Below are 19,379 nucleotides of genomic sequence, written 5' to 3'. Positions count from 1 at the left end.
AACGAGGTGCAGAGCGAGTCATGATGGTGTTCGTCGGCAAGTCAAAGAAGTCGCAGCAGCGGTTCGATTCGCCCGAGGAAATGTATCTCAGCGGCACACTACCTCGAACTACAGAGGCAGTGGATGGACTTTGGGTGCACCAGGGCGATGTCATTCGAGCCTACGCGGAAAAATATCAAGAAATACCTGATCTTGCATTGGAGCTGCCGACTGGATCCGGAAAGACCATTCCAAGTCTCCTGATTGGTGAGTGGGTTCGTCGCAAAAACGAGGGACCCGTCATTTATGCTGCGCTGACCAAGCAGCTCGCCCGACAGGTATTTGTGACCGCTCGACGTGAGGGCGTGCCTAGTCACCTGCTCATCGGACCGGCGTCCAATTGGGAGGTCAGGGAACAAAGCGCTGTTGAGGGTGCTGAGGCTATCGGAATTGTCACGTACAGTGCGATCTTCAACAGCAACCCTAAACTGCCAGAACCGCGTTTGATCATTTTTGATGACGCCCATGCTGGCGAGCAGTTCGTGGGCGAGGAGTACGGTGTGACAATCCGCCGCCATGATGCGCGCGACTTCTATTTTTTAGTTCTAGATGCATTGAAGCCCTTTTTGCCCGACTTACTGCTGCAACGTCTCAGCGGAAAAGATGATCTGGGTGCACACCACCAGGTGCGTCTAATTCTGCCTGCTGTAGATAAGGATGCGCTCGCCAAACTAGACGCCACTCTCGCTCAGCTCCCTGAGCCTTACAAGTTTCGATTTGGCATGATTCGTGAAGGACTACATTCGTGCTGTGTTTACTTATCGTACGGTGGTATCCAGATCCGCCCCATGATTCCACCCACGTTTGAGAACAGGGTTTTTTCGCGGGCTAAGCAGCGTATTTACGTTTCTGCGACGCTTGGATCAGGCGGTGAGCTGGAACGCGCGTTTGGGCGGGCCGAGATTGTACGTATGCCGCGGCCAACGAAAACACTGCCTCGCTCCGGTCGCCGGCTGTTTGTCTTTCCTGACCTGGCCGCAGGCGGTGACGGTGTGACGCTCACCAAGCGTATTGTTAGCCTTACAGATAAAGCTTTGCTTCTTTGTCAAGAGACAGTTGGAAAGGCAGAAGCAGCCGCTAGACGGCTCGCGGACGAACAGGTTCCGGTCATGGGTCGCGACGACATCAGAGAAGGTCTGGAGACCTTCATCGATGCGCCGAAGGGCGTTCTAGGTCTCGCGAACCGCTACGACGGGCTCGACTTGCCAGATGAGGCCTGCCGCATTGTGGTACTGGAGGGAAGGCCAGATACCGTTGGCTTACAAGAGAGGTTTCTCAGTGAGCGAGCCGGGGCCAGTGTCGCGCTTGCCGAGCGGGTACGCACTCGCATTGTGCAGGGTGCTGGGCGGTGCACTCGCGGGCCGAACGACTACGCGGTAGTTGTTGTACTGGGATCAGACATTACCAGATACTTTTCGCTACCTGAGAACCGAAAGGCGTTGGATCCTGAGCTGCAGGCTGAAGTCGAGTTCGGCTGGGAGAACAGCCGAGGTGTCGATCCTGACAAGATCATTGACAAGGTCAAGATTTTTCTCGACCATGGTATTGAATGGCGCGAGCAGGGCGAACCCACCGTCGCCGAATTTCGGCAGGATGCGGTGAAAGTTGAACCTAATGGCTCCGATGCACTCGGGAAGTCGGCGTCGTTGGAGGTCGAGGCATGGCAGCTCGCTTTTAGCGGTGACTGGCGCGGTGCAAGCGGGAAGATGCAGGATGCGGCACGCGAAGTCGGCGCTGGCGGTGAAGCAACACGGGGTTACCGAGGCCTACTGCTTTACATTGCCGCCGTATGGCTTCACCTTGGGGCGCAGAATGAGGCGCAGCGGGCACGGGCGCGCGCACTAGTGCGAGAAGCTGCAGCTGCTGCTGCGAACCGCGGCACGTGGCTCAAGGAGATGCGGGAGCTTCCAGGTGCGGAGGCGATGTCACCCGCGCCGGAGGACTTAATCGCCATCAAAGCCATGACGGCGCGACTAGGTGGAAAAATGCGCCCGAACCGCATCGCCGATGAGTTGAATCGGATGTGTGAGGAACTGAACCAGAAAGATGCGAGCGTCTACGAAAGGGCGCTGACGACGCTCGGGTTGTACCTCGGTGCAGATGCATCCAAGCCGCCCGGCCCCGGTCGGTGTGACTCGGCATGGGAATGGGGCACTGCAATGTGGATTACTTTTGAAGCGAAGTCTGAGCAGGATCCCGGCAAGCTTTTGCCGCTTAGTAGCATCAGGCAAGCGAATTCCCAGCTCGGTCTTTTAGCGGCGGATCGAGGTTTGGACTATCCCCCTCCGGGAAGTTGTGCGGTTATCATTTCGGATCGCCTAGCGGTCGATCCCAAGGATGCATCAGTGGCGAACGAGAACGTTTACATGACATCGACCGAGGTTGTTAGGCAGATCGCTGCGGACGTTTCGGCCGTATGGGACAACCTGCTTTCGAGCGTCAACGGAATTGCTTCTGAGGACGCGCGGAGAAGGCATGTTCTTGCCGTGATGACGGAGAACGGTTGCCTGCCCAGCCAGGTCATCAACCGTCTCACCCTGAACCGAATTAGACCGTATGACTGATCGGATCGGTCAGTGATAGATGGGATCTTACTCGTGAGTTCGTTTAGGAGAAGGTCGCGTAGGCTCGGGCAGCTGGACAAGATGACGGCAGGTCGTAGTCGGCGAAGTCTATCGGCAACCGCGGAGCCAGGTCCGTCGGCACCACGCCGGAGATCCAGGTCATCGTGATGCGGTGCGGCGGCTCTGGCTTGACCTCACAGTGGAGGGCGTCGATGTCGCCATCGGGACGGCGCAAGCGGGCCTTCGCGGTGTGCTCAGAGACGTCGAGGCCGACGACGGAAGACCGGGGCGTAGATCTTGGAGCGGGCCCGTGTCCGGGCGACATTGACATCCGGCGGCACGATCGCCGTGAACGCGGGCGCCGGCACGGACGCCGCGTCGGAACCCCAGTCCTGGGTTCCATCGAGTCCGGCGAGAATCCACTCGAGCCGGTCGACGGCCGGTGTCATGAGGAGACGCACTCCCGCTCGACTCGGCACCGGAGTGTATTCATCCACGAGACGTCCACAGGTGGCGGCGGTGTCAGCGCTACAGCGGCACGGCAGCCCTCGCGTTCACGCGAGAGCGGTCGCGACTCGTTCGGCGAGGTGGACGGTCCCGTCGCGTTCCTTCCCCGGCGTCGTGCGCTTATGGCAGGCGTACAGGAGGGCGTGAGCCTGCGTCCAGCGGATGACGCGTTCCCGGTCGAGTTCGGCGGCGTCGGCGAAGATCGCCAATCGCCGGGGAGCTCGGCGCAGAGCTCGTCCGTGGGTATCTGACGCTGGAACCCGCCGATCACCACGCTCATCGCGCTGACCGCCGGGTCTCCTGCGAAGCCCTTGGGGTCGATGGCCAGCCATGGTTCGCGGGTCCCCCGGACGACGTTCTTGTCGTGGAGGTCGCCGTGGACGAGGGTGTCCGGCTGCTCCATGGCGAGCTCGCGGATGGTGTCGATCGCGGTGTCGACGACTCGACGAGGCACGTGGTCGGTCAGCAGCTCGTACGCGTCGAGGAGTGCGCGCTCCTGCGCCTTCGCCCGTTCGCTGAGCCGTGGAACGTTCGGTGGTGCTGGGACCGCGAGGCGACGGGTCAGCCGTCCGCAGATGGCGGCGGCCTCGTCCGTGTCGTCGAGGCTGAGCAGGGTGCTGTGGTCGACCCGCTCCAGCAGCATGGCGTACCGAGCATCGTCACGCTCGTACAGCAGCACGGCCCCGCGGCCGGACCAGGTGGCGAGGGCGACCGGCTCGTGGTCGTTCCCGGGGTGGGGGAAGGAGACCTTGAGCACCGCGGACGATCCGTCACCGCGTCGTACCGGAACGACGATCCCGACCCTGCCGTGCATGACCCATCCGGACGGGGTGCAGCTCCAACGCGCACAGAGCTCGTCGACGAGGTCGGGAAGGGACGCGATCCATCGCGCACCGTCCGCGCCTTCGCGCTCCGTGATCTCGCGTGCGAACGGCTCGGGTACGTCGATCATCCCGGCAGCCTAGACCGACCCCTTCAGCGATCGGTCCGGCTCGCCCTGGCCACAGTGCCCTGCGTGTCACGATGGACCGCATGGACGAGCTACCCGAGGCCTACCGGCGTGTCCTGCGGTTACTCTGCGACCGGCTCCCGTTCCCACAGGTGAACTGGGCCCTCACCGGAAGCCTTGGCCACTACCTGCAGGGTGCGCGGGTCGACGTCCACGACATCGACGTGCAAACGGACGACGACGGTGCGTGGCTCGCCAACGACGCCCTGCGGGAGTTCGTCCGCGTTGAGGTGCACCGGCGGACCTCGCCGCTGATGTCCTCCCTCTTCGGCGCGTTCGAGATCGACGGGCTCCAGGTCGAGGTCATGGGCGCCGTCCGCAAACGCGCTCAGCCAAGCGATCCATGGGGACCGCCGACCAATCCACGCGACCACTGCCGCCTTGTCACCGTCGACGGCCGCACCGTCCCGGTGCTGTCCTTGGCGTACGAAGCGGAGGCGTACGAGGCGATCGGCCGGACCGAGCGAGCCAAGCTCCTCCGTGACGCCCTCTCCCGCCTGGACGGCGAAGGGGAGCCGAGCGACTAGCGCGCAACATGGCTGAACGACCCCGGAACCGCGTCCCAACCGTCCGGATCTGCCGTCTACTCTCTGCGCCTGCTGAGCGCAGTACGGTCCATGTCATGGCGCAGCCAGGTGGTACCACACCAAGTCCGGACGGCACCGTTGGGGACCAGGGCGCGATGACACCTGGGGTCGCTCGCCGGGTGCTCACGACCGCGTGTCGACAGGTGAACCTCGATCCGAGCGATGCCGAGTTGATCCGCATCGGATCCAACGCCGTCTTCCGCCTGCGAAGCCCGGTGATCGTCCGTATCGCGCAAGGATCGGATGTGGCCGAGAGCGCGAGCCGGCAAGTGGAGGTGGCACGCTGGCTGCGGGCTGTTGACTACCCGGCCACTCGAGCCTTGGAGGTCGAGCAGCCCGTCTACGCCGAAGGACGTGTCGTCACGTTCTGGGAGTCAATCTCCGATGCGGAAGACTACGCTCCTCTCCCACACGTAGCTGATCTCATCCGGCGCCTGCACGAGCTGGAGGCGCCGCCATCGCTCCAGCTTCCTGACATTGCGGTGTTTGACCGAGTCATACGCCGGATGCACGACGTTGACGCCGTACTCACCGAGGAGGAGTGTGCTTTCCTTGAGGCGAGGATCTCTGAGACTCAGTCTCGGTTCGCATCCTTGGAGTTCACTCTTTCCCGTGGACCAATCCATGGTGATGCCAATGTCGGAAACGTCATCCTCGACAGGTCAGGCAATCCAGTTCTCATCGACCTGGACAACTTCTGCCGCGGTCCCCGCGAATGGGATCTCGTGCAAACCGCGCTTTACTATGAACGCTTCGGCTGGCACACTCGGGAGGAGTACGCCGAGTTCTGCCAGGTGTATGGCTTCGACATCATGACGTGGCCCGGCTATAAGACCCTGGCCGACATTCACGAGCTGCGTATGGTTGCCTGGCTGAGTCGCAATGCCGCAAGGAATGCCCGCAGCAAGCAGGAGCTTAAGAAGCGACTTGTATCACTCCAGAGCGGCACAAGTCGCAAGAATTGGAGCCCTCTGTAGCTATCGCGTGGTCGCTTGTGTCGTCCATAGCTTGTAGGATCGAGCCTGCTCGACAAATTCCCGGACAGTGCGATTGGCAAATCCTACTTTCGCGAGGCGATCGCGGAACTCCTGTACGTAGGTGCGGCAACGCGCGGAGCTGAGCTGTTCGCCGATCTCCAAGGCATCCAACGCGATTCGGCAGGCCTGCTCTTCCTCGCCTTGATCGAGGTATGAATCTGCGAGGACCATCGCCGCGAAGAAGTCGCTTCTAGCGTAGCCACCGTCGCTTGCCCTGACAGACTGCGAGGCGTACTCGGCGGCGATTTCCGCTCTACCGAGGTCACGATTGCAGTGGCCCATCTCGGCGGCCATCTCTGCATCGTCGAAATATTGGATCCAAGGAGGTCCGTCTCCGGGGATTCGTCGGTCGAATTCGCCGATCGCTGCTGCTAGTGCTTTGTCGCAGCCGCTAGTGTCGCCAAGTCGCGCGAGTGCTCTGGCCTCCATCATGTAGAAGTGTGCTGTAAGAATGGGGCTAGAGTTTCGCGATGTCCCTAGTCGAGCAGATCGAGCGAGATTAACCGCTTCGCTTAATCGCCCGAGAAACGTTGCCTGATGGCTCATCGCATCGAGAACGCTAGCTGCGAGTAGTCGATTTCCAGATGACTCCGCCAGTCGTAGTGCTTGGACGAAATACCGTCCCGCAAGATCGTGCAATCCCGCGTCGTAGGACATCCACGCGACCAGTTGGAGGGCTTGCGCGGCTGCTTCGAACAGCTGTCGGCCTACTTCCTCGCTATATGTCCCAGAAAGTAGTCTCGTGAGGTCGTGTCGGAGATACTCGACCAGCGCCCGGCGAGCGTGACCTCCCCCGAACTGACCGTCTAGTTGATCAAACGAGCGCACCATCGCCCGGACGCGTGCCACGTCCGCTGTGCCCACCCGATGTCCCGTATTGCCGGTTGGCCGTTCGGGCGGACCGGAAGACACCAGCCACGTCAGCGCAGCCTCGTTCCAAGCGGCGACGTCTGGCACCGCACGCAGGAAGATTGGCAATTGATCGAGATCGGCCTGCAGAAGTCTGGCTAGGACCTGAGTACTCTCCGTGTGTTTCGCGGGATACCGAGTTCCAAGGTCAGGCGGCACCACGTCTGGCGAGTCCAAACCAATTTCATGGAGGGCGACGGGTCGTCCAAGCCTCTTGGCCAGCGCCTCGGCGATGAATCCGCGCGTCTCGACATCGCGGGGAAGTACGCCCCGCAGCCAACGGGAGACATACGTGTGGTTGAACTTTCGCACGACACCATGACTCGCCGCCACCTCCTGTACGGCGCGCGCGAAGACCTTGCGTCCCACGGAGCCATCGGGAGCAGAAAAGCCGGCTTCCCTCATGAGCGCTGCGAGACGGTCGTTGGCCATCGATCACCTCCATGCCCCAAGAGTCCAAGTGTGCCCCTTTCTGTGCCCTATTGTGCGGGCTGTTCACAGCCAAGAATCGCTACATCGCACGGTCCACGGAAGTGCCAGGGATGCGGACGTCATCGACGCGCGAGGCGGAGTCGTTTCGCGCGTCGACAGCCATGGCGAGGTCGTCTACGTAGGGGAGGTTGGGTCTGATCTCTCTGGTTCGTAGCCAGGCGATAGGACGGCGACAGGGGACCCCGGGTGGGTCCAGAAGCTTCTTGGCTCCTGGCGGCGGCGCTTGCTGGGTTTGCGCGGGCGCTGCTGCCAGGTCCACGTCGGTGCCGGCGTGGGCGGACTGCACGGACGTCGCGCCCTCGCCGGCGGCGCTGGACGTGGTGCGGTGTCAGCGCGCTTTCGTTTCGAGGAACGTATCGAGAAACGTGCGGCGTGACGGGTCGATGGACCCGGCGTGGCTTGGTTGTGGGGAGGCTTGATGAGCCCGCTGTCGACGACCGCTCACTATTTCGAGTTCACCGGGTATGCTCACGCGGCTGGCTGTGCGGCTGGCCCGGGCTGGGAGGTCGCCCAGCACGTCGAACGCGGTTCCAAGGGTGAGCCGGGCGAAGTGACGCTGCGCGTGGTCTGCCGGTCCTGTGGGGTGGTCTACCTGCAGACGTTCGCCAGCGAGCCTGTCACGTGGTGGTGCACAACGGTGCGTCACATCGGTTACGGCTCCCCGCCGGTGCTGGTGGCAGGGTTGTGGCTGCACCCGGGTCGCCAGTTCTCCGACGACGGCGGCCCCGAGACGTACTTGGTCACGACGGGTCGGGCCACGCCGAGCGAGAAGACGGAGCTCGTGGGGGCGGTCGCTTGGCGGCAGGGCCCACGTGGCAGTCGGATCTGGACCGCTGCGTTCGGCTTCGAGCCCGCTATCGCGCATGCTGACGGGTTCAGGTCGCGACGCGCGGCTGTGTGGTGGATCGCCGACCAGATCGCCGCCCGACGGTCGGCTCGTGGTGATTCGACAGATCGCCTAGGCGCTGATGGGGTTTGCCGGGCTGGTCGACCGCCGGGAACGACGGACAGGCCGCACGGTGTGCGCCGAACGGACGCCGAAGTCGACGTCGTCTCGCGCTGAGGCGTCCGATCATCGCAGCGCTCGGACCGCCCGCCCAGCAATAGGCGGCGAGACTTCCTAGGTAGCGTCCAAGCCTTGGCTGACAGCGCGGCGACGGACTGGTCCATCGCGAGTCGCTGATGTGGTAGTGAGGAGGGGCGGCGTCGGCGTATCGCCGTGGGTGACGTAGCCCGATCTAGGCGGTCGTCGTTGTGTCGCGGATGACCTCGTAGCGAAGCCAGAGCATTCCGTCGGTCTCCACGTGACAGGAGAGCAGTCGCAGGCGAGTGGGTGTCTCGCCAATGGCGAGCGGGGGACCGTCGAAGACGGTCGGTGTGCCGAGGCCGCCGATCACTTGCGGGGTGACGAGGAGGTGGATCTCGTCGATGAGTCCCGCCCGAAGCAGCGCGCCGTTGAGACCGCCACCCGCCGTCGACACGACACAGGTGACGCCCAGGCGTTCCCGCATCCGGCGCAGGGCCGCGTCGAGATCCACGCGCTCGTCACCGACCACGAGGTACGGGATGCGTTCTCTGCGCAGGTAGGCCAGGTGCGCCGCGGGTGTGGCCCGGGCCACCAGCACGAGGACGTCCCACTCGCCGGTGCTCTTCATTTCCCAGCGCACTCGGCCGCGGCTGTCGACAGCCGTCAACCACTTCTCGTGACCGGGCCTTTCGACGACCTCCTTGGGAAGGAAGTCGGTGTAGAGCACGTCGGGCGGCTCATCGATGTCTGTGGGAAGCCCGGTCAGCGGGCCGGCCGAGTCCCGGACGAACGATCCGCTCCCCTCGAGGAAGGCCTGCGGCTGGTACAGCTTGTCGAGCAGCGACGTACGCGCGTCCTCGAGCGCTTGGCTGCTGGGCGGCCGGGGTGGAAAGATCAACGAGGCGTCCTCGTCGGTCCACAGCTGACCGCGGCGGAGCGCGATCCGTCCGTCGACCGACATCGTCACCGAGACCACGACCCGTGGCCGACCAGTGTCGCCAGATGCAGACCCCTGCGTCATCGCTCGCCTGACTCCTCGCGGAGGCCTCGAGAAGGGACAACGCCGCGTCTACCAGCGACCACCGACAGCTGCCTGATATCGGCTTGCGACCGCGGGTCTCAAGCGGTCAGGGTTGACGGGATGGATGTCGTCGCGGTAGCGGAGCGGTTGCTGGGAACCACCCCTGTCGGAGTGCGCCCTACTGGCAGTGACGGCGTCTACCTCCTCGACATGGGGACGCGGACCGTCGTGCTGAAGCTGTCGACACATGGCCACTCGGTTCTGGCGGAGGCGCGGGCGTACCAAGCCGCGGCGGCACACGATGTGCGGGTACCGCGCGTTCTCGCCACCGGAACCGACCCCGAGGCGATGGCCCTGGAGTTTCTCGACGGCGTTTCCCTGTGGTCCGAGGAACGGCGCGACAAGGACAACTCGTTCGCCTGGCGGCGGGCCGGGGAAGACTTGCGGACGCTGCACGAGATCAGGCTTCCTGGCTTCGGCCCCATCGTTCCCGACGGTCGCGGGATCGCTGGCCACGCGGACAGCTGGTGCCCGTTCGTCCGGTCGGCGCGGGAGGACGGCATCCGCACGCTCGTCGACGCGGGCGTTCTGGACTCGCGGGTGGGTCGTCGGCTCGAAGCGCGCTACGACGAGGCAGCCGCGGACCTGCACAGCTGGTCGGACGGCCGGCTGCTCCACGGCGACCTGGAGGGCGGGCACATCCTTGTCAGCGGTGATGAGTACCTGGGGCTCATCGACTTCGACCAAGCCCAGGTCGGTGACCCCCGCTGGGACCTGGCCCGCGTGCCCCTCTGGGACGGCGTCGCCGCGCTGGACGCGCTCCTCGACGGATACGGGCGGGACACTCTCGGACCCGGTGACCGAGAGCTTCTCCTGCCGCTCTACCTCCTCGCCTTTGTCATCCACCACGCCGTTCGGTTCGCAGACGAGGGGGATGTCGAGAAGGCGCGCGGCCACCTCGCCCAGACCCAGTACGAGCGGCTGGTGTGAGCGGCCTCCGCCGACGCTGGCGACACGTCGCGGACGACATGGGATCGATGCCAGGAGACGCACAGATGACGGAAAGCATCGAAGGCGAGCAGGCGGAGTGCTCCACGCCGACCAGGGAGCTGCTGGCCGAGGTGTGGGCGGCGTATCGGCTCACCGGTGAACCGCGGCTGCTCACCGGCTCTGGAGTGCGGGACCTTGACGACCCCACCGGTGTCGAGAGGGGCGTCAATCTCAACCTGCTCGCCGAACAATACGGACGTCCTGTCGTCGTTCGGGCGTATCTGCCCAGAGTCACCTCGCGACGACTCGCGGACCTGCAACGCATCCGAGGCCTGCTGCGCGATGCGGGAATGCCTATCCCCGCGCTCATCCCTACGATCGACGAACAGCCGTGGATCTCGGTCGATGGGCGCCTCGTCGAGGTCGAGGAGTACGTCGCGCACGACGCCCACATGGACACCTGGACGCGTCTCGACGCTGGCATGCCGTTGCTCGGCCGCATCCACGCCACGCTCGCTGGTGTCGGTGCCTCGACCGAGACGCGGTACCCGGACTTCGCCAACGCGGTCGACGCGACGGACGCGCTCGCGACGACCGCCCGAGGTGTCGCGCGGATCCGCTCCTGGGGAGACAGCGTCAGGAGGGACGTCCAACGGATGTGCGACGAGGCGGAAGAGCTCGCGGACATCGTCGCCGCCGCGGAAGCCGCCTCGCCACCGACGCGCCGGCAGCTCGTTCACGGCGACTTCTGGGACAACAACGTGCTGTTCCGTTGCGGGAACGTCGCCGCTGTCATCGACTTCGACTTCCTCGGGCACCGTCCACGGGTGGATGACCTCGCCCTGACGCTCTTCTTCGCCGACCTCACGCTCACACCACCCGAAGACGAGCGGATCCCCTTGCTACGCCGTCTGGTCGACCGCTACGAGAGCGGCCTCGACCACCCCCTCGCACCGGAGGAACGAGCGGCCATTCCGGCAGCGCTCGCGCGTCAGCAACTGTGGGCGTTCGGCCACATCACCAGGCTCGACGAGGCCTCCGCCCGTCGTCTCGCGGAGATCCTGGTCCGTGAGCTCCACCGGACCCTCCCGATCGCACGCGACCTGGAACGCTGGCGCGTGGCGTTCACCTAGCGGGCTCCCGGCGTGCGTCTCACACGTCCTCCGGGATCGTCACCAGGTCGAGCATGAGCGGAAGCAGGCGGCTGGCCGCACGCGTCCGTGCCTCACCGTCGTGGCCGAGCGTCCCATCCAGCACGAGACGCGCGAAACCGTGGACGAGCGACCAACAGGTGATGGCGGGGGCCATGGCTGGGTCGTCCGGTGGGACGCGTGGCGCATCGGGCCCTCGTACCACTCGGTCGAGGCACTCGAAGGCGCGCGTCTTCTCCGCCACCAACGTCGGATCGGACAGATCGAGCAGCGGAGTCCGCCACATCAGGTCGAACAGCGCCGGTTCGGTCAGCGCGAACTCGAGGTAGGCGGCGGCCTGAGCTCTGAGACAGTCACGCCGCTCCAGGTCCACCGCTGCGCACGCCTGTTCGAGCAGGTTCGCCAGCCGCGTGAACGCGAGGGCCGCGAGCGCGGTCAGCAGGGCTCTGGTATCGGCGAAGTGGTGCTTGTACGCCGCCGGCGACACTCCCACACGGCGCGCCGTCTCGCGGAGGCTGAAGCCGTCGACACCCTTCTCCGCCAGCACCTCCAACGCGCCGTCGATCAGCGCCTGCCTCAGGTCCCCGTGGTGATAGCTCCGCTTCATCTTGACATTGTTAAGATCAGCTCGTACGGTTTGGACCTGACATCGAAGGAATCAGTGTGAGTATGTCGTCCGAGAAGCGCGTCCTCGTCACTGGAATTTCGGGATTCTTGGGGGGTTACGTCGCTGCCGCGCTTCTGAAGCGAGGCTACTCCATTCGTGGAAGCATACGCGACCCAGCTCGAGCGAGTCAGGTACGGGAAAGCTTTCGAGCGGCCGGTGCGGATATCACACGGCTTGAGCTGTGCGTGCTCGATCTGCTCGACGATCGCGGTTGGGCTGAAGCCGCCGAGGGATGCCGCTATCTGCACCACGTCGCCTCACCCTTCGTGTTGACGATGCCCAAGGACGAGGACGCGCTAATCCGCCCCGCGGTCGAGGGGACGCGGAGGGCGATCCGCGCGGGGCTCGAGGCCGGCCATGAGCGAATCGTCCTCACCTCGTCGGTTGTGGCGATCGACGGCGGTCACGTCAGCTATGGTCGGCCATTCACCACGCACGACTGGACCCGGGTCGACGGTCCTCACGTCAACGCCTACCACAAGTCCAAGACATTGGCGGAACAGCAGGCCTGGCGACTGGTGGATTCCGAAGGTGCCAGGCAGAAGCTTGCGGTCATCAACCCGGGCACGATGTTAGGGCCGTTGCTGGACGATGATCCTGGAACGTCGGTCGCCATCATCCAGCGCCTGCTGAAGGGCGAGATGGCGATGATTCCGAACCTCATCTTCCCCTATGTCGACGTGCGAGACGTGGCGGACGCACACGTGGCCGCGATGGAGACAGCAGAAGCCGGCGGACAGCGTCATATCGTCGCGAACAACGGTGTTCCGTTGGCTGACATCGCCCGAATGCTGCGCGAGGGATTCCCCGAACATGCGGAGAGGATCCCAGCTCGACGCATGCCGGCGTGGATGGCGCGCGTGGTCGCGCTGTTCAACAAGTCCTTGCGCGACAACCTCTCCCGGCTCGATGTTCCTCGCAGCTATGACGTCTCCAGCGGTCTTCAGCTTCTTGGCCGTCCTCTGCGGCCCACGCACGAGGCGGTTGTTGCGAGCGCGCGAAGCCTCCTGGAGCGCGGATTGGCCTGAGCCCGCGGCAAGAGTTCCGGAGTACTCCCCGAGCCTCGAGGCGTCACGGTCGCTGGGTGCTGCGCTGGGTCGACTGGAAGTGGGACGGCGAGACGCCATAGAACTGTTGGAACGCCTGGCGCATCGTCTCGACCGTCCGGAAGCCGACGCGGGCGGCGATCGCGTCCTGGGTCAGGTTCGTCTCGGACAGCAGCCGCGCGGCGGCGCTCGCGCGGCGTCGGCGGATGAACCTCGCCGGGCTCACGGTCAGATCACGCGTGAACAGCCGCGTCAGGTGCCGCTCGCTGACCCCGACATGCCGAGCGACCAGCGCCGGTGTCAGCTCCTGGCCGAGGTGCGTCTCGATGTACTCGACGGCCTGCTGGACGACTGAGTGACGTGGAGTCGCGGAGGTGAAGACACTCATCTGCGCCTGGTTTCCCGGCCGCTGCATGTAGGTGACCAGCTGCCGCGCGACCGCCCGGGCGACGTCCGGCCCGACGTCAGACTCGACGAACGACAAGCACAGGTCTAACGCCGCGGTCACGCCCGCCGACGTGCACAGCGAGCCGTCGACGACGAAGATCGGCACCGGATCAAACTCCACTGTCGGGAACCGCTTCGCCAGGTACTCAGCGTGGTCCCAATGGGTCGCCGCGCGGCGTCCGTCGAGCAGGCCCGCCGCGGCCAGGATGCCCGCGCCGGTACACACGGAGGCCACCCGGCGACTCTCGCGGGCGAGGCGTCGGACGTGTGCGACCAGCTGCTGATCCTCCATCGCCCCCACGTACCCGAGCCCGCCCGACACGATGAGCGTGTCGAGTGGTCCTGTGACGCGCTCCAGTGCGGCATCCGCGTGCACCGTCAACCCCGTGGCGGTGTGGATCGGCGCCCCGCCCAGCGAGACCAGCTCAGCTCGGTACTCGGTCGTTCCCCGCACGTAGTTCGCGATCTTGAGGGTCGAGACGACGCAGGCGATATCCAGCGCCTCGGCGGCGGGATACCCCACGACGACGACCCTCCGTGCTCCGGGCATGTCTCCACAGTACGAGCCGAAGCTGTCTAGACCGGGCGGTGTGGAGACTCGCCAGGCGGCATGCTCGACAACGCCGCTGGCCCGCTCGGGACGGTGGTGATGAGGTCCGCCGGCCACCCCCTCCCGCCCAGCGGGCGGCTGTTTCGGACACGATCACCAGGATCGCGGCCACGCGTGCCGCGACGACGTGCCCCTGGCCTGCCGCCGTGCCTACGTTCTCGCTCGAGACGGCGGTCCGGCGGCCATGCCCACGACCGAGTGACCTCGTGAAGAGCCGAGAAGGCATGGCCGCGCGCAGGGTCGTCGGCGCTTGTTCGAGATCGCCCGGACGCTGAGCGGTCGCGGTGCCGGGCACTGGTTGGGGGTGCGTGGTGAGAAAACCGATCTGGATCTTCGTCCGGCACTACCTCGAAATGATCGTCGCCATGCTGCTCGGCATGGCGCTTTACCCGCTCTGGGTCATGGCGACCAGCGACGCTCCCGCGGAGAGCTGGGTGCACCGGCCTGATGTCGCGGGGATCGTGATGGCGACCGCGATGTCCATCCCCATGGTCGCCTGGATGGTGTACCGGCGTCACCGCGCGCTGCTGACGGTGGAGATGGTGGCCGCGATGTTCGCCGGCTTCCTGGTCTTGCTCCCGCCGTTGTGGGTGGGCGCGATCAGCACCGCCACCTTCATGGTCGTCGGGCACATCCTGATGCCGCTGTTCATGCTCGGCGCGATGCTGGCCCGGCGAGGGGAGTACACGCACCACCACGCGCACGCCTCGCCGAGCGCGTGCCACGAGGTCGTCGCCGCTGGCGGCCAGGTGTCCGAGTCACCGTGACGTCGACGGACCCATGTCGAACGCCGAGCGCTCCGCCGCACATCCCGCCTCGACCGGGTGCCGGCCAGGGAGCACCAGCGGGCGGTCGATCGTTGGTGCCGAAGGGGCGCCGCGCGGCGGATCCCTGGGGAGGCTGTCCCGGAGGAGCCGAGAGAAGGCGAGGCCACATGCGTGTCAGCATCGGCGTGACGAACTACTCCTGGCCGGGCGGTGCGGCGAGCATCAGAACGAACCTCAGCCGGGTCGCGCGGGTCGCGGACGAGGTGGGCGTCGACACCGTCTGGGTCGCCGACCATCTCCTCCAGGCGGACCCGTTCGTCGACCCTGGGCACACCGAGCACCTCGAGGCGGTGACGACGCTCGGGTTCCTCGCCGCGCGTACCGAGCGGGTCCGCCTGGGTGCCCTGGTCGCCGGCGTGACCTTCCGTCCGCCCGCTGTCCTGATCAAGTCGATCAGCACCCTGGACGTCCTCTCGGGCGGTCGCGCGTGGTTCGGGATCGGCGCCGGGCACCACGAGGGCGAGGCGCGGGACATGGGGCTGCCGTTCGGCCCGGCGACCGAGCGGTTCGAGCGCCTCGAGGAGACGCTGCGGCTCGCGCACCAGATGTGGTCCGGTGACGAGTCCCCGTTCGAGGGTCGGCACTATCAGCTCGCTCACCCGGTCGACAGTCCTCATCCGATCAAGCGCCCACGGATCCTGGTCGGCGGCACGGGCGAGCGAAAGACCCTCAGGCTGGTCGCACGGTACGCCGACGCCTGCAACGTGTTCGACATCCCGGACGGAGGCAGGACCGTCCGGCACAAGCTCAGCGTCCTGGCCGACCATTGCGCGGCGATCGGGCGTCCGTACGAGGAGATCGAGACGACCATCTCCACCCGGATCGAGCCGGGTGAGTCCGCGGACGAGTTCGCGCGCCGGTGTGTGGAGCTGGCCAACCTCGGTCTCGACCACGTCGTCGTGATCACGAGGGGCCCGTGGACCGAGGACGCCGTCCGGACGGTCGGCGACGCGGCTCGCGCGGTCGCCCCGATCGGTGCAGGCGGCACATAGCTTTGGACGCCTTGGTGTCCGCTCGCTCGGTGAGCGGTCTGGACCAGCTCGATCGCGGAGCAACCGTCGTCGTCGCCGACCACCGCTTTGTCTCGCGCGGCGGGTGCTCGCCGCGAATTCCGGTTGCTGTCGTGTGCGGTAGAGGCCTCTAATGGGACCCCATGATCGACAATCCGGCGCCCCAGCCCAACCTTGGCGATACCCGAATCTCACCGAGCGACCGGAGGTTCGGCTGGTCGAACATGTTCGTCAAGCCCGAGGAGGATCCCCGTAGCGAGGGAGGCTTCCAGGGCGAGAAGGCCACCCTCGTGGGATACCTGCGGGACCAGCGGCTGACGTTGGAGCTGAAGTGTGCCGGGCTGGACGCGGCGGACCTGGCCCGGCGGTCGGTGCCCCCGTCCAACCTGTCGCTTCTGGGGTTGGTGCGCCACATGGCAGGTGTGGAGCAGACGTGGTTCCGGCTGGACCTGGCCGGGGAGGACGGTCAGCGGCACTACCGGACCGCCGAGGATCGGGACGCCGACTTCAACGGCGCCGTGCCCGACCCGGAGGTCGTCGCCGAGGCGTGGAGGAGGTGGCGGTCGGAGGTCGCCTTCGCTGACCGCTTCGTCGACGAGGCGCCGAGCCTTGAGATCGTGGGCACGAGGTCGGGGTTGACTCTGCGCGAGGTCCTCGTCCACATGATCGAGGAGTACGCCCGGCACAACGGCCACGCCGATTTGCTGCGTGAGCGGATTGACGGGCGCGTAGGTCAGTAGCCGACGGCCTCATCCGTCGGACGGCACCTCTCCGGCGACGCGGCCACAGGGGACCCGGCCTCATCCCCCTGCTGTCTTTGTCTCGTGAAACGGCCCAGGTCACGACGGGGCGTGACCCGGGCCGCCGGGTGCGTCCACAGCCAACCGGACGACGGAAATTCAGAGGCTCTGCGCGACCTTCTCGAGCTGGTTCATGCCGACGGGCGCGTGAGCTTCCATACCGGAGTCCTTGAGCCCGTCCCGATCCTCGATCGACTGGCACACCGTGTGGCTGGTCACTTTGGTCTTGCCGTCGACCTCCTCGAACGTCACAGTCTCGAGTGAGACGTGGCCGGGCATGGCCTCGAACTCCCAGGTCTGGACGATCCGCTCCGGCGACACCTCGTGGAAGACACCGCGGAACGCGTACTCGTTGCCGTCCGCGTCGACGTTGACGATCCGCCAGGATCCGCCCGTCACGGGCTCGAACCGGTCGACGCGGACCGTGAGCTCCGGCGGCGCCCACCACTGGCTGTAGAGGTCGGCGTCGGTGTACGCCTTGTACACGGCGGGCAGGGGCGCGTCGATCAGGGACACCGTGGTGGCGTCGTGACGGTTGGGCTCAGCGGTGAACGTCGTCTCCGCCATGGTTCCGCTCCTTCGTGCGTGTGCTCTGCGGTGTCGCCTCTAGAGACGGCTCTCGGTCCGAGAACTCATCGCTATCGGCGGAGCCTGATCGACAGTTCTTTCAAGGCGCCCGGCGGCGAGCCGTCCCCAGCGACGTCCTCGCGGCGAAGAGGGGGAGCGACCCGTCGGTCAACGGAAGGCGTGCGCAAATTTGCGTCTCGCACGCCTCGTCCGCGGCCACCTCCTCGGCGCTCGCGCTCGTCGAGCGGGAAACGTTCGCGCGGCCGGCAACCCCGACCCGGCGCGAGGAGTCTTAGTTAGTGCCGGGCAAAACACGGGGAAAGAGAGCCATCATGACTCATCGCACATCCACCACCGCCGGTGGGAACAGCTCCGGCCTGCGACGACTCGGTCTCCGCATCCGCGAACGCGCTGCTGCCCTCCGACGGCTGAGCCGCGTCCACGTCCCTCTTCGTCGCGCAGGTCAGGTGACGGTCGCAACCGCCGCGGCCGCCCTGCTGTCGGCGGCCACGATAGCGGCGGCGCCGCCAGCCCACGCGGCCACAACCTACAAGGGCAGGGTTACCGCCTTCCTCAGTATCCGTAGCGCGCCAACGACAGCCGCGACCAAGGTCGGTAGCTTGAATTCCGGCGCGACCGTCACCATCCAGTGTAAGGTCTTCGGACCGTCGGTCGACGGCAACTCGCTCTGGTACAAGCTTTCCACCAAGAAGTGGGTGACCGCTCGGTACGTCGCCAACATCGGCTCGGCGCCGCGATTCTGCGGTGACGGGAAGGAATACGTCGGACGCGTGACCACCTCCGTCCTGAACGTTCGCAGCGGTCCCAACACAGCGAACGCGAAGGTGTCCTCGGCGACGCTGGGCGCGCGGCTGTTCATCGTCTGCAAGGTCGACAGCCAGGTGGTCGACGGCAACCCTCGCTGGTACCAGCTGACCGGTGACGGCGGTGGCCAGTGGGTGGCCGCCCGGTACGTGGCGAACGTCGGCGCGGCTCCGCCGTACTGCTGACGAGCTCTTCACGTGAGGTGGCCGGGTCGAGGCCTCGCCACCTCACTTCTGCTTTGAGCGATAGCGCGCCGGCCGCGTTGCCCGGCGCGCCGACCAATGCCGCGTGACGCACGTCACGCGGCGGGATGTCACAGGGCTGAGGTCCTTCCTCGTCTCCTGCACGAGGTTCGCTCGTGAAGGGAGGCAAAGCCATGAATCTCGCCCTGTGGATCGTCGCCGCGCTGCTCGCGTTCGTCTTCTTGCTGGCCGGTGTCGTCAAGCTGGCCGTTCCGAGGGAAAAGCTGCTCGCGGTTCGCGGTGCGGGATGGGTCGAGAACTACAGCGCCGCCGCCGTCAAGCTCATTGGAGTTCTCGAAGTCCTGGCCGCGGTCGGCTTGGTCCTGCCCGCCGTCCTCGACCTCGCACCGGTCCTGGTGCCGCTGGCCGCCGTGGGAGTGATCCTGCTGATGGTGGGCGCGATGATCGTCCACCTACGACGTCGCGAGAACGCGCACCTGGTGGCGAACGCTGTCTACCTAGCCCTGGCCGGCTTCGTTGCGTGGGGTCGCTTCGGCCCCGAGTCCTTCCTGGGGTGACACCGGCACTCGAACTCTGCAGACGGACGCTGGCGGGAGGAGCGGTCGGGGTGCGTGGTTCACCAGGCCGCTCCTAGGCGGCGACCTTCTTGTGGTCGCGGAGGTGGCCAGCCATGCTGTCGTCGCAGCGACACGCCGGGGCCGGGTGCGCAACCGGAGGTCTGCTGCAAACTGCCGTCGCGTCGCTGGGCGAAAGCAGTGTCGGACCTAGGGCTTACCATCGGGTCTTCATCGCCCACCACGAGGGGTCGCAACCAGCTCCGCCAGCTCAACTGTCCCATACAAGAACGTCCTCATCGCCCCTACGAGGGCTTCACCTGACCGGGAGAACACATTCCTCTCCGGTCTCGGGCCGGTGTCATAGCGCTCGCCTGAGCGGCGCTGCGACAGTTGTCGCATAGCTGCGAACAGCGCACTGGCCTACGACGCTGCCCTCCAGGTGCCGCCTCCGGACGGCTGCCTCCGGACGGCTCAGTGGAAAGTGCCT

General features: G+C 65.7%; 20 protein-coding genes. 12 read left to right on the top strand and 8 right to left on the bottom strand.

What is annotated here, in order from left to right:
* The first annotated feature begins 20 nt into the window (after positions 1–20).
* Positions 21–2,603: a DEAD/DEAH box helicase gene (locus tag DFJ64_RS19230; RefSeq protein WP_147304651.1), complete on the top strand. Its 2,583-nt coding sequence runs from the start codon at positions 21–23 to the stop codon at positions 2,601–2,603.
* Between the two features lie 43 nt (positions 2,604–2,646).
* Here the strand turns inward: DFJ64_RS19230 and DFJ64_RS08945 are convergent, their stop codons facing one another.
* The 3 genes from DFJ64_RS08945 to DFJ64_RS08935 are packed head-to-tail and all read right to left on the bottom strand — an operon-like array spanning position 2,647 to position 4,062.
* The gene (locus tag DFJ64_RS08945; protein ID WP_115850047.1) at positions 2,647–2,838 is read right to left on the bottom strand and encodes a hypothetical protein; all 192 of its coding nucleotides are present in this window, start codon (positions 2,836–2,838) and stop codon (positions 2,647–2,649) included.
* 19 nt (positions 2,839–2,857) lie between these two features.
* On the bottom strand, positions 2,858–3,052 hold the full coding sequence (locus tag DFJ64_RS08940; RefSeq protein ID WP_147304650.1) for a hypothetical protein: 195 nt from the start codon (positions 3,050–3,052) through the stop codon (positions 2,858–2,860).
* Positions 3,049–4,062 (bottom strand): aminoglycoside phosphotransferase family protein, encoded by a 1,014-nt coding sequence (locus tag DFJ64_RS08935; protein ID WP_115850045.1) that lies wholly within the window; start codon positions 4,060–4,062, stop codon positions 3,049–3,051. Before DFJ64_RS08935 ends, DFJ64_RS08940 begins: the two co-directional genes overlap by 4 nt.
* Before the next feature lie 80 nt (positions 4,063–4,142).
* Between DFJ64_RS08935 and DFJ64_RS08930 the strand changes: the two genes are divergently transcribed.
* Together DFJ64_RS08930 and DFJ64_RS08925 are read left to right on the top strand one after the other, a co-directional pair.
* Positions 4,143–4,646 carry a nucleotidyltransferase domain-containing protein gene (locus tag DFJ64_RS08930; protein ID WP_115850044.1) on the top strand — a complete coding sequence of 168 codons (504 nt, stop codon included), beginning with the start codon at positions 4,143–4,145 and terminating at the stop codon, positions 4,644–4,646.
* A gap of 95 nt (positions 4,647–4,741) precedes the next feature.
* Positions 4,742–5,683, top strand: a complete 942-nt coding sequence (locus DFJ64_RS08925) for a phosphotransferase family protein (RefSeq protein ID WP_211310547.1) — start codon at positions 4,742–4,744, stop codon at positions 5,681–5,683.
* On the opposite strand, the gene DFJ64_RS08920 is transcribed toward DFJ64_RS08925, so the two are convergent.
* Entirely contained in the window at positions 5,684–7,084 is a 1,401-nt protein-coding gene (locus DFJ64_RS08920; RefSeq protein ID WP_115850042.1) for an NsdA family TPR-like regulatory protein, read from the bottom strand. It abuts the gene before it with no gap.
* Positions 7,085–7,562: 478 nt separating this feature from the next.
* Here DFJ64_RS08920 and DFJ64_RS08915 point away from each other — a divergent pair, with 478 nt between their 5' ends.
* On the top strand, positions 7,563–8,207 hold the full coding sequence (locus DFJ64_RS08915; RefSeq protein WP_115850041.1) for a hypothetical protein: 645 nt from the start codon (positions 7,563–7,565) through the stop codon (positions 8,205–8,207).
* Between the two features lie 175 nt (positions 8,208–8,382).
* On the opposite strand, the gene DFJ64_RS08910 is transcribed toward DFJ64_RS08915, so the two are convergent.
* Positions 8,383–9,192, bottom strand: coding sequence for a RibD family protein (locus tag DFJ64_RS08910; protein WP_115850040.1), 810 nt, complete (start codon positions 9,190–9,192; stop codon positions 8,383–8,385).
* Between the two features lie 120 nt (positions 9,193–9,312).
* Here DFJ64_RS08910 and DFJ64_RS08905 point away from each other — a divergent pair, with 120 nt between their 5' ends.
* Both DFJ64_RS08905 and DFJ64_RS08900 read left to right on the top strand, forming a co-directional pair.
* On the top strand, positions 9,313–10,182 hold the full coding sequence (locus tag DFJ64_RS08905) for a phosphotransferase family protein (protein ID WP_115850039.1): 870 nt from the start codon (positions 9,313–9,315) through the stop codon (positions 10,180–10,182).
* A 65-nt stretch (positions 10,183–10,247) separates the two neighbouring features.
* Positions 10,248–11,315, top strand: a complete 1,068-nt coding sequence (locus DFJ64_RS08900; RefSeq protein WP_170152556.1) for a phosphotransferase enzyme family protein — start codon at positions 10,248–10,250, stop codon at positions 11,313–11,315.
* A gap of 19 nt (positions 11,316–11,334) precedes the next feature.
* Here DFJ64_RS08900 and DFJ64_RS08895 read toward each other — a convergent pair whose 3' ends face one another.
* Positions 11,335–11,940 (bottom strand): TetR/AcrR family transcriptional regulator, encoded by a 606-nt coding sequence (locus DFJ64_RS08895; RefSeq protein ID WP_115850037.1) that lies wholly within the window; start codon positions 11,938–11,940, stop codon positions 11,335–11,337.
* Positions 11,941–12,002: 62 nt separating this feature from the next.
* On the opposite strand from DFJ64_RS08895, the gene DFJ64_RS08890 reads away from it, so the two are divergent.
* Positions 12,003–13,028 (top strand): SDR family oxidoreductase, encoded by a 1,026-nt coding sequence (locus tag DFJ64_RS08890; protein WP_115850036.1) that lies wholly within the window; start codon positions 12,003–12,005, stop codon positions 13,026–13,028.
* A 43-nt stretch (positions 13,029–13,071) separates the two neighbouring features.
* On the opposite strand, the gene DFJ64_RS08885 is transcribed toward DFJ64_RS08890, so the two are convergent.
* Positions 13,072–14,043, bottom strand: a complete 972-nt coding sequence (locus tag DFJ64_RS08885) for a GlxA family transcriptional regulator (protein WP_115850035.1) — start codon at positions 14,041–14,043, stop codon at positions 13,072–13,074.
* A gap of 371 nt (positions 14,044–14,414) precedes the next feature.
* On the opposite strand from DFJ64_RS08885, the gene DFJ64_RS08880 reads away from it, so the two are divergent.
* The 3 genes from DFJ64_RS08880 (at position 14,415) to DFJ64_RS08870 (ending at position 16,680) form a co-directional block, all read left to right on the top strand.
* Positions 14,415–14,870, top strand: coding sequence for a hypothetical protein (locus tag DFJ64_RS08880; protein ID WP_211310546.1), 456 nt, complete (start codon positions 14,415–14,417; stop codon positions 14,868–14,870).
* Positions 14,871–15,037: 167 nt separating this feature from the next.
* On the top strand, positions 15,038–15,922 hold the full coding sequence (locus DFJ64_RS08875; protein ID WP_115850034.1) for a TIGR03560 family F420-dependent LLM class oxidoreductase: 885 nt from the start codon (positions 15,038–15,040) through the stop codon (positions 15,920–15,922).
* A 161-nt stretch (positions 15,923–16,083) separates the two neighbouring features.
* Positions 16,084–16,680, top strand: a complete 597-nt coding sequence (locus DFJ64_RS08870) for a DinB family protein (protein WP_245941020.1) — start codon at positions 16,084–16,086, stop codon at positions 16,678–16,680.
* A 159-nt stretch (positions 16,681–16,839) separates the two neighbouring features.
* On the opposite strand, the gene DFJ64_RS08865 is transcribed toward DFJ64_RS08870, so the two are convergent.
* Positions 16,840–17,307, bottom strand: a complete 468-nt coding sequence (locus DFJ64_RS08865) for an SRPBCC family protein (protein ID WP_115850033.1) — start codon at positions 17,305–17,307, stop codon at positions 16,840–16,842.
* 467 nt (positions 17,308–17,774) lie between these two features.
* Between DFJ64_RS08865 and DFJ64_RS19425 the strand changes: the two genes are divergently transcribed.
* A complete protein-coding gene (locus DFJ64_RS19425) occupies positions 17,775–18,317 on the top strand; it encodes an SH3 domain-containing protein (protein WP_211310545.1) in 543 nt (180 codons plus the stop codon).
* Between the two features lie 191 nt (positions 18,318–18,508).
* Complete coding sequence (locus DFJ64_RS08855) at positions 18,509–18,892, top strand: DoxX family protein (RefSeq protein ID WP_115850031.1); 384 nt, start codon at positions 18,509–18,511, stop codon at positions 18,890–18,892.
* The last annotated feature ends 487 nt before the right edge of the window (positions 18,893–19,379 follow it).

Source organism: Thermasporomyces composti, from assembly GCF_003386795.1.
GTDB lineage: Bacteria > Actinomycetota > Actinomycetes > Propionibacteriales > Actinopolymorphaceae > Thermasporomyces > Thermasporomyces composti.
Note: the sequence above shows the minus strand (reverse complement) of the source record. Positions and strands in the feature narration are given on the sequence as shown.

Coding starts and splice junctions, on each gene's coding strand:
- DFJ64_RS08915 (WP_115850041.1), top strand. CDS start 7,563: ATGAGCCCGCTGTCGACGACCGCTCACTATTTCGAGTTCACCGGGTAT.
- DFJ64_RS08890 (WP_115850036.1), top strand. CDS start 12,003: ATGTCGTCCGAGAAGCGCGTCCTCGTCACTGGAATTTCGGGATTCTTG.
- DFJ64_RS08855 (WP_115850031.1), top strand. CDS start 18,509: ATGAATCTCGCCCTGTGGATCGTCGCCGCGCTGCTCGCGTTCGTCTTC.
- DFJ64_RS19230 (WP_147304651.1), top strand. CDS start 21: ATGATGGTGTTCGTCGGCAAGTCAAAGAAGTCGCAGCAGCGGTTCGAT.
- DFJ64_RS08940 (WP_147304650.1), bottom strand. CDS start 3,052: ATGACACCGGCCGTCGACCGGCTCGAGTGGATTCTCGCCGGACTCGAT.
- DFJ64_RS08900 (WP_170152556.1), top strand. CDS start 10,248: ATGACGGAAAGCATCGAAGGCGAGCAGGCGGAGTGCTCCACGCCGACC.
- DFJ64_RS08910 (WP_115850040.1), bottom strand. CDS start 9,192: ATGACGCAGGGGTCTGCATCTGGCGACACTGGTCGGCCACGGGTCGTG.
- DFJ64_RS08865 (WP_115850033.1), bottom strand. CDS start 17,307: ATGGCGGAGACGACGTTCACCGCTGAGCCCAACCGTCACGACGCCACC.
- DFJ64_RS08895 (WP_115850037.1), bottom strand. CDS start 11,940: ATGAAGCGGAGCTATCACCACGGGGACCTGAGGCAGGCGCTGATCGAC.
- DFJ64_RS08935 (WP_115850045.1), bottom strand. CDS start 4,062: ATGATCGACGTACCCGAGCCGTTCGCACGCGAGATCACGGAGCGCGAA.
- DFJ64_RS08875 (WP_115850034.1), top strand. CDS start 15,038: ATGCGTGTCAGCATCGGCGTGACGAACTACTCCTGGCCGGGCGGTGCG.
- DFJ64_RS08925 (WP_211310547.1), top strand. CDS start 4,742: ATGGCGCAGCCAGGTGGTACCACACCAAGTCCGGACGGCACCGTTGGG.
- DFJ64_RS08870 (WP_245941020.1), top strand. CDS start 16,084: ATGATCGACAATCCGGCGCCCCAGCCCAACCTTGGCGATACCCGAATC.
- DFJ64_RS08885 (WP_115850035.1), bottom strand. CDS start 14,043: ATGCCCGGAGCACGGAGGGTCGTCGTCGTGGGGTATCCCGCCGCCGAG.
- DFJ64_RS08920 (WP_115850042.1), bottom strand. CDS start 7,084: ATGGCCAACGACCGTCTCGCAGCGCTCATGAGGGAAGCCGGCTTTTCT.
- DFJ64_RS08930 (WP_115850044.1), top strand. CDS start 4,143: ATGGACGAGCTACCCGAGGCCTACCGGCGTGTCCTGCGGTTACTCTGC.
- DFJ64_RS08905 (WP_115850039.1), top strand. CDS start 9,313: ATGGATGTCGTCGCGGTAGCGGAGCGGTTGCTGGGAACCACCCCTGTC.